Source organism: Pseudomonas sp. LBUM1649, assembly GCF_059716155.1.
Map to the genome: position 1 here is coordinate 6097198 of NZ_CP166807.1, position 12258 is coordinate 6109455.

The 12258-nt window shown below is 60.7% G+C and carries 11 protein-coding genes; 2 read left to right on the plus strand and 9 right to left on the minus strand.

Annotated elements, in window-relative coordinates; genetic code table 11:
* Window positions 1-103: 103 nt before the first annotated feature.
* The 9 genes from ACA058_RS28325 to bioB form a co-directional block, all read right to left on the minus strand.
* Entirely contained in the window at window positions 104-1900 is a 1797-nt protein-coding gene (locus ACA058_RS28325) for an acyl-CoA dehydrogenase C-terminal domain-containing protein (RefSeq protein ID WP_497636849.1), read from the minus strand.
* Between the two features lie 86 nt (window positions 1901-1986).
* On the minus strand, window positions 1987-3279 hold the full coding sequence (locus ACA058_RS28330) for a GGDEF domain-containing protein (RefSeq protein ID WP_497636850.1): 1293 nt from the start codon (window positions 3277-3279) through the stop codon (window positions 1987-1989).
* Between the two features lie 163 nt (window positions 3280-3442).
* Window positions 3443-5248, minus strand: coding sequence for a phenylacyl-CoA dehydrogenase (locus tag ACA058_RS28335; protein WP_497636851.1), 1806 nt, complete (start codon window positions 5246-5248; stop codon window positions 3443-3445).
* A gap of 250 nt (window positions 5249-5498) precedes the next feature.
* Window positions 5499-5795 carry a pyrroloquinoline quinone biosynthesis protein PqqE gene (locus ACA058_RS28340; RefSeq protein ID WP_497636852.1) on the minus strand — a complete coding sequence of 99 codons (297 nt, stop codon included), beginning with the start codon at window positions 5793-5795 and terminating at the stop codon, window positions 5499-5501.
* Between the two features lie 125 nt (window positions 5796-5920).
* Window positions 5921-6601: a dethiobiotin synthase gene (gene bioD / locus ACA058_RS28345; protein WP_497636853.1), complete on the minus strand. Its 681-nt coding sequence runs from the start codon at window positions 6599-6601 to the stop codon at window positions 5921-5923.
* On the minus strand, window positions 6598-7410 hold the full coding sequence (gene bioC, locus ACA058_RS28350; protein ID WP_497636854.1) for a malonyl-ACP O-methyltransferase BioC: 813 nt from the start codon (window positions 7408-7410) through the stop codon (window positions 6598-6600). Before bioC ends, bioD begins: the two co-directional genes overlap by 4 nt.
* A complete protein-coding gene (locus ACA058_RS28355) occupies window positions 7403-8134 on the minus strand; it encodes an alpha/beta fold hydrolase (protein WP_497636855.1) in 732 nt (243 codons plus the stop codon). The genes bioC and ACA058_RS28355 overlap by 8 nt, the downstream gene beginning before the upstream one ends.
* Window positions 8127-9305: an 8-amino-7-oxononanoate synthase gene (bioF, locus tag ACA058_RS28360; RefSeq protein ID WP_497636856.1), complete on the minus strand. Its 1179-nt coding sequence runs from the start codon at window positions 9303-9305 to the stop codon at window positions 8127-8129. The genes ACA058_RS28355 and bioF overlap by 8 nt, the downstream gene beginning before the upstream one ends.
* A 137-nt stretch (window positions 9306-9442) precedes the next feature.
* The gene (gene bioB, locus ACA058_RS28365; protein WP_497636857.1) at window positions 9443-10498 is read right to left on the minus strand and encodes a biotin synthase BioB; all 1056 of its coding nucleotides are present in this window, start codon (window positions 10496-10498) and stop codon (window positions 9443-9445) included.
* Between the two features lie 94 nt (window positions 10499-10592).
* Here bioB and ACA058_RS28370 point away from each other — a divergent pair, with 94 nt between their 5' ends.
* Window positions 10593-11333 carry a ComFC family protein gene (locus tag ACA058_RS28370; RefSeq protein WP_497636858.1) on the plus strand — a complete coding sequence of 247 codons (741 nt, stop codon included), beginning with the start codon at window positions 10593-10595 and terminating at the stop codon, window positions 11331-11333.
* 63 nt (window positions 11334-11396) lie between these two features.
* Window positions 11397-12161, plus strand: coding sequence for a TOBE domain-containing protein (locus ACA058_RS28375; RefSeq protein ID WP_497636859.1), 765 nt, complete (start codon window positions 11397-11399; stop codon window positions 12159-12161).
* Window positions 12162-12258 lie beyond the last annotated feature (97 nt).

A 12258-nucleotide genomic window follows, 5' to 3' on the forward strand; every position in this document is an offset into this window, starting at 1 on the left:
TAGGGTCAGCCAGTGACCGTTTTGTAATGTTTAGTCACTGACTATTCGGTCATAAAAAAGCCCACAATTCAGCGGGCTTCCTTTGTGGTTCATTTTTAAAAGATTAAAGCGCGAACAATTCCGCTGGCAGCTTCATCAGACAATCACTGCCTGCCTCGATTGCTGCCCGATGAGCGGCAGTGCGCGGCAGCAAACGCTTGAAGTAAAACTCGTTGGTCGCGAGCTTGCCCTGACAATAATCGGCGTCACCGCTGCCCGAATCCAGTTGAGCCTGAGCCACCAACGCCATGCGCAACCACAAATAGCCAAGGATGATGTAACCGCTGTACATCAGGTAATCCACCGATGCGGCGCCGACTTCATCCGGGTTTTTCATCGCCGCCATGCCGACCTTGGTCGTCAACTCGCCCCATTGCTGATTCAGCTCATTGAGCTGCGCCACATAGCTGGCCAACTGTGGATGCCCGACGTTGGCCGCGCAAAACTTGTGGACGATTTTTGTGAAGCCGCGCAGCAGCTTGCCCTGGCTGCCGAGGACTTTACGCCCGAGCAAGTCCAGCGCCTGGATGCCGTTGGTGCCCTCATAAATCGGCGCGATGCGGCAGTCGCGGACCAGCTGTTCCATACCCCACTCACGAATGAAGCCATGGCCGCCAAACACCTGCATGCCATGGTTGGTCACTTCCAGTCCCGTTTCGGTCATGAAGCCTTTGCAGATCGGCGTCAGGAACGCCAGCAGGTCTTCGGCGTCCTGGCGCGTCGCTTCATCCACGCTCAGATGCGCAACGTCGAGCAATTGCGCAGTAAAGTAAGTCAGTGCCCGGTTACCTTCGTTGAAGGCTTTCATGGTCAGCAACATCCGACGTACATCCGGATGCACGATGATAGGGTCGGCGGCTTTTTCCGGGGCTTTGGGACCTGTCAATGCGCGCATCTGCAAACGGTCATTGGCGTACTTGATCGCGCCCTGGAAACTCGCCTCGCCCAGACACAAACCCTGCATGCCCGTGCCGAGCCGCGCGTGGTTCATCATGGTGAACATGCAGTTGAGGCCCTTGTTCGCTTCCCCGATCAAAAAGCCTTTGGCCCCGTCGAAGTTCAGCACGCAGGTGGCCGAGGCCTTGATCCCCATCTTGTGCTCGATGGAACCGCAGGAAACGCCATTGCGCTCGCCCGCTTCACCCTCGGCATCGGGCAGGAACTTGGGCACGATAAACAGCGAAATGCCTTTGGTCCCGGCCGGTGCATCCGGCAGTTTCGCCAGCACCAGGTGAATGATGTTGGCGCTCATGTCGTGCTCGCCGGCGGAGATGAAAATCTTGCTGCCGGAGATCGCGTAACTGCCGTCGGCCTGAGGCACGGCGCGGGTCTTGATGAGGCCCAGGTCGGTGCCGCAATGGGCTTCGGTCAGGCACATGGTGCCGGTCCATTGGCCGGCGGTGAGTTTGCTCAGGTAGGTTTGTTTCTGCTCTTGAGTGCCATGGGCGTGGATCGCCGACATGGCGCCGTGAGTCAGGCCGGGGTACATGCCCCAGGACGTGTTGCTGGAACCCACCATTTCGCTGATGACCAGCCCCAGTGAGCTGGGCAACCCCTGACCGCCATACGCCGGATCAGCCGCCAGGCCATGCCAGCCACCCTCGACGTATTGGGCGAAAGCCTGCTTGAAGCCTGTCGGTGTCGTGACCACGCCGTTGTCGAAATGGCAGCCCTCTTCGTCGCCGCTACGGTTGAGCGGCGACAGCACGTTCTCACAGAACTTCGCGCCCTCTTCGAGGATCGCACTGATCATGTCCGGGCTGGCATCGGTGGCGCCGAGGGTGGCGTAGTTGCTGTGAAAATCGAAGACGTGGTCAATCAAAAAGCGCATGTCGCGCAGGGGAGCCTTGTAGTGGGGCATGGTCATTTCTCCGGCAGCAGATGACTCAAACCTACTGCCGCCGCCCGCCCTTCACAATCACAGTCCAGACGCTGAATGCGCCGTCATCACTCAGCCGCAGCGGCGTCCATGCGCACGGCGCCACGGCGGCTCTGACCGAACGCCATCACGCAGTTACGCCCGGCGCCCTTGGCACTGTACAGCGCCTGGTCAGCGGACTTGAGCACTTGCTCGGGCGTGCGTTGTTCCACTCGTTCGGCAACGCCGATGCTGACCGTGACCGACACACTCGAGGCGCTGGCGCCGGCGCGACGCTGGCGGCCCTGATTATCGTCCTGTGGACGGCTGTCCTGATTGCGCAGATGAATGTTGTAGGTGGCGATGGATTCGCGAATGACCTCCAAGTGAGGCATGCACTCTTCGAGGGTCTTTCCGGCAAACACCAGGGCGAATTCCTCACCGCCATAGCGATACGCCTTACCGCCCCCGCCGATTTTCGACAGTTTGCTGGCAACCAGTCGCAGCACCTGGTCACCCACGTCATGACCGTGGGTGTCGTTGAATTTCTTGAAGTGGTCGACGTCACTCATGGCCAACACATAGTTGCGCCCCAGGCGCTGCATGCGCTCATTCAATGCACGGCGCCCCGGCAGCCCGGTCAGTTCGTCACGGAAGGCCATTTGATAGGCCTCATGGGCAACGGCGGCCGCGATCATCAGCATCACCTGGCTGCACATGATGTTCAGGGTGAAGGGCAAGATGAAGGTTTTCGGCAACATCCAGAACAGCCCGAGCAATCCCACCAGCTGTGCCGCATGTAGAGGTCTGGGGTGGCGCCAATACTGGTAGGCCAGCAGCACGAACGATGCGATGAACACCGGATAGGACAGCTGGATCAGGCTCATCCAGGTGCCGTGCAAGGCAGGCCAGCGAATCTCCGCCAGCCACACCAGCAACGCCTGTGGGTAACTTTGTTCAAGCGCCAATGCGACGCTACCGACGGCCAGCAACACGGCGAAACGGGCGACCATGTCCTGGAACAGATGCGTGCGCTCCTGCCACGCGGCGAATACGCCGAACAGCAACGGCAACAGCAGACAACACAAATGAAAAACCACCGCGGCGTCGTCACGCACCGTGCCGTTGTCACGGTAGTAATCGGTCTGGGTGTCAAGCAGGAAATAGGCGATGTACACCGTGACCATCAGAAACAGCTCACGCTGGCGTCGGTAAACCGCACAGTAAGTACCACCGAGCAACAGCACAAGGGTTGGAAGCACGTGGAACAACGACGTGAAGAAAACGTTCAGGTCCTTGATGTAGGCAGCCGCGAGCCCCGCCAGCAACAGCAGCAACGACGGCAAAAAATGACTCACACGGACAGCGGAAGAACGCGGCAAGGGTAAAGCTCCAACCCGTCATTTAAATTGATGGCAATGTGCCAACAACTGTAACGGCACAAACCCCGACTTGCTGAGTCAATTGCCGAGATTTTTTTTAAAACATAAAAAAAGCCGCTGTTCCCGAAGGAACAGCGGCTTTTTTGAAGAACGACGTTAAGGCTTAGTAGCCCAGCGCGAAGTCTTCTTCTTTCATGTCCATCAGGTTGTTGGCGCCCGACAGCATGGTTGCAACGTGAGTGCGGGTGCGCGGCAGGATACGCTGGAAGTAGAAGCGCGCGGTCTGCAGCTTGGCGGTGTAGAACGCCTCGTCGGAAGTGCCGGCAGCCAGTTTCTCGGCGGCCAGGCGTGCCATGTCAGCCCAGAAGTAGGCCAGGCAGGCGTAACCGGAGTACATCAGGTAGTCCACGGAGGCCGCGCCGACTTCTTCGCGATCTTTCATGGCGGCCATACCGACCTTCATGGTCAGCTCGCCCCATTCCTTGTTCAGTGCAGCCAGCGGCGCGACGAATTCTTTGACAGCTTCGTTGCCTTCGTTGGTCTGGCAGAACTTGTGGACGATCTTGGTGAAGCCTTTGAGGGCCTCGCCTTGAGTCATCAGTACTTTACGGCCCAACAGGTCGAGTGCCTGGATGCCGGTGGTGCCTTCGTACAGCATCGAAATGCGGCTGTCGCGAACGTTCTGCTCCATGCCCCACTCGGCGATGAAGCCGTGGCCGCCGTAGATCTGCACGCCGTGGTTGGCAGATTCGAAACCGACTTCGGTCATGAACGCCTTGGCGATTGGAGTCATGAACGCCAGCAGTGCATCGGCCTTCTTCTTCTCTTCCTCGTCCACGCCGTACTTGACGATGTCGACTTGCTTGGCGGTGAAGTAGACCATCGCGCGGTTGCCTTCGGCGAATGCCTTCATGGTCAACAGCATGCGACGTACATCCGGGTGCACGATGATCGGGTCAGCGGCTTTTTCCGGCGCTTTCGGGCCAGTCAGCGAGCGCATTTGCAGACGATCACGAGCGTATTTCAGGCCGCCCTGGAAGCCGATTTCGGCGTGGGCCAAACCTTGCAGCGCGGTACCCAGACGTGCGGTGTTCATGAAGGTGAACATGCAGTTCAGGCCTTTGTTCGCCGTGCCGATCAGGAAACCGGTGGCCGCGTCGAAGTTCATCACGCAGGTAGCGTTGCCGTGGATGCCCATCTTGTGTTCCAGGGAACCACAGGACACGGCGTTACGCTCACCGATCGAACCATCGGCGTTTGGCAGGAACTTCGGCACGATAAACAGCGAAATGCCTTTGGTGCCAGCCGGCGCATCCGGCAGTCGGGCCAGCACGATGTGCACGATGTTGTCGGCCATGTCGTGTTCACCGGCCGAGATGAAGATCTTGGTGCCGGACACTTTGTAGGAACCGTCGGCCTGAGGCTCGGCCTTGGTGCGCAGCATGCCCAGGTCGGTGCCGCAGTGCGGTTCGGTCAGGCACATGGTGCCGGTCCATTCGCCGGAAACCAGCTTGGTCAGGTAAGCCTCTTGTTGCTCAGGCGTGCCGTGTTCGGAAATGGTGTTCATCGCGCCATGGGACAGGCCCGGGTACATGCCCCACGACCAGTTGGCTTCGCCAACCATTTCGCTGACCGCCAGACCCAGAGATTCCGGCAGGCCTTGGCCGCCGTGCTCTACGTCGTGGGCCAGGCTTGGCCAGCCACCTTCGACGAACTGCTTGTAGGCTTCTTTGAAGCCGGTCGGGGTCTTAACACCGGACTCGCTCCAGGTGCAACCTTCGATGTCGCCCACACGGTTCAGCGGAGCCAACACCTGCTCACAAAACTTGGCGCCTTCCTCGAGAATGGCGTCAACCATGTCCGGAGTTGCGTCCGCACAAGCCGGAAGGCTCTGATAGTGCGCTTCGTAGCCAAGCAGTTCGTCACGAACGAAGCGAATATCACGCAAGGGGGCCTTGTAGTCAGGCATAGCGATAAACCTCTGCTGATGTAACCGGGAATGAGCGACCGTTGTCGAAACGATCAAACAGTTGTTTGAAACATACGTTTACGTCCAAACCTTGTCAAGCACCGATCTTTTGCCATTCGTCATTTGACGACCAATCAATGCGCACGCAGGCCTGACGCCGTTGACCGAGCAACGCGCAGCGCGAGAAAGATGATGGGTACAGGACTCACGCTGAAAGCGTACCGTCAGGCGGTGCGCTTTCAGCGTGAGTTCAGGCGTAGGTGTCGATCAGGGTGCCGAGCACTTCATCGGAAGCCTTGGCGACTTTGGCGCCCAGCTCCACCTGAAACCGGCCTTCGGCCATTTCGATGTTATGGCTCACGAGGTCCGACTGCCGACTGCGGTCGACCGAACGCAGTCGATCGACCTGAGCCTCGGAGGACTGGCTGGTCACCGATCGCTCGATCGTGGTATTGGCGATTTGTCCGGCGGCTTGATCGACACGGTTCTGCCCCGTCTGAACAGTGCTCAGACCGGCATAAAAAGCGGTATTTCCTGAGATTTCCATGGAAGCGCTCGTCCTTGCAAAGAGTCATCAGTCTTCAAAGAGCTATCAACACTCATTGAAGCAGACATACCGAGAAATGGCCCGTCAAAAACGCTAATGGCACAGTGCAGTGCCATAGCCAATACCTAGTCCAGAAGGTCCAGTTGCAGATGCTCCGCCACCGCTTCAGCCGTGACCATCTTGAGCTTCGGCACCCGACCCAGGCATGGCGCCGGGAGGCGTTCGGCTAGGGTCGCGAGGTTTTCTTCCAGGCGCGCGGTCTTCGCATCGATGATGTTCGCCACCCACCCCGCCAGTTGCAAACCGTCCTGGGCAATGGCCTCGGCCGTCAGCAACGCGTGATTGATGCATCCCAGGCGCACGCCGACCACCAGGATGACCGGCAGGTCCAGCGCCATCGCCAGGTCCGACAGGTTGTCCTGGTCCGCCAATGGCACGCGCCAGCCTCCTGCCCCCTCGATCAGGGTGAAGTCGGCCTGCATGTCGAGTATCTCTCGCATCGGTGTCAACAGCGATTGCACGTTCAACACGATGCCTGCCTCACGCGCGGCCAGGTGCGGCGCAATCGCCGGCTCCAGTGCCACCGGATTGACCTGGGTGTAGGTCAAGGGCACCGAACACTCCGCCAGCAGCGCCAGCGCGTCGGCATTGCGCAGGCCCTTGGGCGTCACCGAGCAGCCAGAGGCGACCGGCTTGCCCGCTGCCGTGCTTAACCCGGCTGATCGCGCGGCATACAAGAGACCTGCGGCAATCGTGGTTTTTCCGACATCGGTGTCGGTACCGGTGATGAAATACGCGGAGCTCATAAGGGTTTCTCCAAAACGGCGTACACCACTTGATAAGTCGCCGGCAGTCCTGGGGCCTGACGAAACTGCTCATAAGCCTCGATCAGGCCGAGAATCCGCGCCCGACCGGTCAAGCCACCCGGACGCCCAGGGTTCAGGTTGTGCGCCCCCAAGGCCTTGAGTTCATGGGTCAGGCTGCGCACGTCCGGGTAATGCAGTACATGCGGTTGGTTTTCCAGGCTGATCACCCGCAAGCCGCTGGCCGCGCACAGCTGTTGATAAACGGCGAGCTCGCGGAAGCGGTTGACGTGCACCATGCCATCCACCTGACGCCAGCTGTCACGCAGCTCGAACAACGTGCCCACACAGAGACTAGCAAATGCAAAGACACCGCCCGGCTTGAGCACCCGATGCGCTTCGTTGAGCACCGAAGCAAAGTCCGCGCACCACTGCACGGCCAGGCTGGAGAAAACCAGGTCGCACGTCGCATCGCGTAACGGCATTCGCTCGGCGTCGCCGGCGATGAAGTGCGTGGCGCCGCCCAACGGCCGGGCGTGATTGAGCATGCCTTCGGCGATGTCCAGCGCCACGCCCTGGCCGTCGGGAAACCGCTCACCCAGTGCACGACTGAAATAGCCGGTGCCGCAGCCAAGATCGAGCCAGCGCTGCGGCACGAACGCCTGCGGCAAACGGCGGAGCAACTGGCCACCAACCTCACGTTGCAACTCGGCCACGCTGTCGTAGCTTGCCGCTGCACGGGAAAACGAGGCGGCTACCTGGCGTTTGTCGGGCAAACCGCCGGGCAATGTGGGAAAGGATAAATCAGTCATCACCGCACTCATGTAAAAAGGCCTGGATCGCCCCCGCGACACCGTGGGGATTTTCCAGGAGAAACGCGTGGCCGGCCTGTTCGATCAGACCGATTTCGACATCCGGTAGCAACGCCAGTAATGCCTCGGCGGCTTCGGCCGGCACCAGCCCGTCAAGGCCGGCATACAGATGCAATTGCGGACCGCGGAATGTCTGCAGGGCCTGCCGGGTGTCCAGTTGCGCGAGCAACTCCAGGCCACTCATCAGCACCGCCCCGGCAGAGTGTGGCGCGCCCCCGAGCAACAGCCTCGACAAGCCGCGCGGGTCTTGCGCACCCTGGGCGCAGAGCAATGAAAAGCGCTTCAAGGTCATGCGCGGATCGGCAGCGCAACCCGCCATAAAGGCATCGAACGTTTCGCCAGGCATTGCCCATGGCCATTGTTCATGGCTGACAAAAGAAGGGTTGCTCGCCAGGGTCAGCAGGCCACAGCAACGGTCGCCACGGCGCGCCGCCAACTCGGACGCGAGCATGCCACCCAGCGACCACCCGCCCAGCCAGGCGTCCTGTGGCACGCTGGCGTCGAGTTCATCGAGCCACAGCTCAAGACTGCTCGAGTCCAGCGCAGGCAGCGGCTCGATTTCCACCCGCAGGTGTTCGTCCAGGCCTTGCAAGGCTGCGGCCAAGGGTTGCAGAGGCGAAATTCCGAGGCCCCAGCCGGGCAACAGAATCAGTCGATCACGCATGGCCAGGCTCCGCTCCCAATCGTTGATAACAATCGGCCAGTCCCTCTAACAATAGCTGTACCTGCGCTTCGCTATGGGCGGCGGTCAGGGTCACGCGCAGTCGGGCGCTGCCGGCTGGCACGGTGGGTGGGCGGATCGCGCTCACCATCAAACCGCGCTCACGCAGCATCTGCGAAAAGCGCACCGCGCGCCCGGCGTCACCGATCATGATCGGCTGGATTGGCGTGAAGCTGTCCATCAGTTCCAGGCCGATCTGCTCGGCGCCTTGGCGGAACTGGCGGATCAGCGTCTGCAAATGCTCGCGGCGCCAATGCTCGCTGCGCAGCAGTTCCAGGCTTTTCAGGGTCGCGCAGGCCAGGGCCGGTGGTTGGCTGGTGGTGTAAATGTAGGGGCGGGCGAACTGGATCAGGCTCTCGATCAACTCTTCGCTGCCGGCTACAAAAGCACCCGCTGTTCCGAACGCTTTGCCGAGCGTGCCGACCAGTACCGGCACATCTTCCTGGCTCAGGCCGAAATGCTCGACGCTGCCGCCACCGTGGGCACCCAGGGGACCGAAACCGTGCGCGTCATCGACCATCAACCACGCACCTTTGGCCCTGGTTTCCCGGGCCAGCGCTGGCAGATCAGCGATATCGCCGTCCATGCTGAACACGCCGTCGGTGACGACCAGCGTGTTGCCGGTGGCTTTTTCAAGGCGCCTGGCCAGGCTTGTCGCGTCGTTGTGCAGGTAGCGGCTGAAACGTGCGTCGGACAACAGTCCGGCGTCCAGCAACGAGGCGTGATTGAGTCGGTCTTCGAGCACCGTATCGCCCTGCCCCACCAGCGCCGTGACCGCCCCGAGGTTGGCCATGTAGCCGGTGGTGAACAGCAGGGCACGCGGGCGACCGGTGAGGTCGGCCAAGGCTTCTTCCAAGGCGTGATGCGGGCCGCTATGGCCGATGACCAGATGCGAAGCCCCGCCACCCACGCCCCACTTTGCCGCCCCTGCGCGCCAGGCTTCGATCACTTGCGGGTGATTGGCCAGGCCCAGGTAGTCGTTGTTGCAGAAAGCCAGCAATGGCTGGCCGTCGACCACCACTTGCGGGCCTTGCGGGCTTTCGAGCAATGGACGTTGGCGGTAGAGGTTTTCAGCACGACGGGCAGCCAGGCGTGCGGCGAGATCGAAAGACATGCAGGCCTCGCGGGCAGGAAAAATATTTGGCCTCTGTAGGAGCAAAGCTTGCTCGCGATCAAGGCGCCTCGGTCTAACTGAAAGAACGCGGCGATCCTATCGCGAGCAAGCTTTGCTCCTACAGGTGGTGAGAGCCCTTAAACAGCCGCGTTATAGAACTGCTCGCTGCTCTTCTGCTCCACCAGCGCCTGTTCGATGGCGGCCTGGTGCACTTCGTCGGCGTGTTCTTCGCGGGCTTGCGGCAGGATGCCGAGACGCGAGAACAGTTGCATGTCCTTGTCTGCCTGCGGGTTGGCGGTAGTCAGCAGTTTTTCGCCGTAGAAAATCGAGTTGGCGCCGGCAAAAAACGCCAGGGCCTGCATCTGCTCGTTCATGGCTTCGCGGCCAGCGGACAGGCGCACGTGGGATTTGGGCATCAGGATCCGCGCTACCGCGAGCATGCGAATGAAGTCGAACGGGTCGACGTCGTCGGCATTTTCCAGCGGCGTACCGGCGACTTTCACCAGCATGTTGATCGGCACCGACTCCGGATGCTCCGGCAGGTTGGCCAGCTGGATCAGCAGGTTGGCGCGGTCATCGAGGGACTCGCCCATGCCAAGGATGCCACCAGAGCAGATCTTCATCCCCGAATCACGTACGTAGGCCAGGGTTTGCAGGCGCTCGCTGTACGTGCGGGTGGTGATGATGCTGCCGTAGAACTCAGGCGAGGTGTCGAGGTTGTGGTTGTAGTAGTCAAGGCCGGCTTTTGCCAGCGCTTCGGTCTGGTCCTGATCGAGGCGACCGAGGGTCATGCAGGTTTCCAGGCCAAGGGCTTTAACGCCTTCGACCATCTTCAGCACGTAAGGCATGTCTTTGGCCGACGGGTGTTTCCACGCCGCGCCCATGCAGAAACGGGTCGATCCGATGGCCTTGGCACGCGCGGCCTCTTCGAGGACCTTCTGCACTTCCATCAGCTTTTCTTTTTCCAGGCCGGTGTTGTAGTGACCGGACTGCGGACAATATTTGCAATCTTCCGGGCAGGCACCGGTTTTGATCGACAGCAGGGTCGACACCTGGACGCGGTTGGCGTCGAAATGCGCGCGATGCACCGTCTGCGCCTGGAACAACAGGTCATTGAATGACTGAACGAAGAGTGCTTTGACTTCGGCCAAAGACCAGTCATGACGCAGGGTTGCAGAGGTGCTGGCGCTCATGGGCGTTTCCTTTGTTTAATGCTTTGGCAGGCGACCGGGAAATGGAATTTCCACAGGCGCATCACAGATGTTTCGGCATATTTAAGGAAGAGTTATGCGCTGTCAACCACGATACGATGAGCAGGTTTACATCTGGTTAAAAAACAACCAATACTGTTTGCTGTGCGATGAAGCCGCCGATGGCACCACGCCCCTTTGCATGGCCTGCGAAACCGAGCTGCCCTGGCTCGGCGATCACTGCCAGACCTGCGCCCTGCCCTTGCCCGCTGCCGGCCTGACGTGCGGCCAATGCCTCAAGCAGCCGCCGGCCTTCGAGCGGGTGGTCGCTCCCTGGACTTACAGCTTCCCGATCGACAGCCTGATTACCCGCTTCAAGCACAGCGCAAAATGGCCGTTTGGTCACCTGCTCGGCGAACTTCTCGCTCAATCCCTGCAACATCACTTCGACGATGACCTGCCGCGACCCGATGCGCTGGTACCCGTGCCGATGGCTACCCGGCGTCTGCGCCAACGAGGGTTCAATCAAGCGGCGATGCTGGCGCGCTGGCTCAGCGAGCACCTCGACGTACCTTGCGATGAACGGCTGCTAGTGAGACCCCAAGACACCAACGCCCAACAAGACCTGAACGCCGCAGCACGCAAAAAGAATCTGCACCACGCCTTCGCCCTGGCACCCGACGCATCGGTGAAGGGTCGCCACCTGGCGCTGGTGGACGACGTACTGACCACTGGGGCCACGACGCAAGCACTGGCTAGCCTGCTGATAGACGCAGGCGCCACACGGGTCGACGTCTATTGCCTGGCGCGCACACCCAAACCTGGCGAGTCGCCGTGACTTGACTCCCGGGCCCCGAGCCGCCAACGTCCTTCCCATCGTCATAGCCCAAAGCGTCTTGCCATGTCCTTGCCTACGTTGTTGTCCCAGCACATTGTCCGCCGCCCGCAACGCATTGCCCTGCTGCAACACATCGCCGAGCAGGGGTCGATCACCCGCGCGGCGAAAAGCGCGGGCCTCAGCTACAAGGCCGCCTGGGATGCTATCGATGAGCTGAACAACCTTGCGCAGAAACCGCTGGTGGAACGCAGTGTCGGTGGTAAAGGGGGTGGCGGCGCCAAACTGTCCGCCGAAGGCGAGCGGGTGCTGCGCCTCTATCAAAAGCTGCAGGCGTTGCAAGCCCAGGTACTGGAAGCCGCTGAAGACGCCAGCGACCTCGACCTGCTCGGTCGCCTGATGCTCAGGACCAGCGCACGCAATCAGTTGCACGGGAAGGTCGCGGCGATTGAAACCCAGGGCCATAACGATCGGATTCGCCTTGAACTGGCCGAAGGCTTGAGCATCGCTGCGCAGATCACCCACGACAGCACCGTGCGCCTGGACCTGCAAACCGGCACCGAAGTCGTCGCCCTGATCAAGGCCGGTTGGCTCGATGTGCTCGGCAGCGGCGACGAAGCAACACCCGGACACAATTGCCTCGAAGGCGTCATCGAGGAGATCCTCGACGCCGAAGACGGCCCCTGCGAAGTGCGAATCGGCCTGCCTAATGGCCAGACTCTCTGCGCTCTGGCGGAGCCCTGGCATTTGCAATCGCGCAAGCTGACCAGCGGAAAACCGGTACGCGCGCAGTTCTCGCCCTCCAACGTATTGCTCGGTACGCCACTGTAGGAGCTGCCGCAGGCTGCGATCTTTTGACTTTGCGTTTCAGGATCAAGATCAAAACATCGTCCGCACGCGGCCCGAACCTTCGGCAGCTCCTACTGCA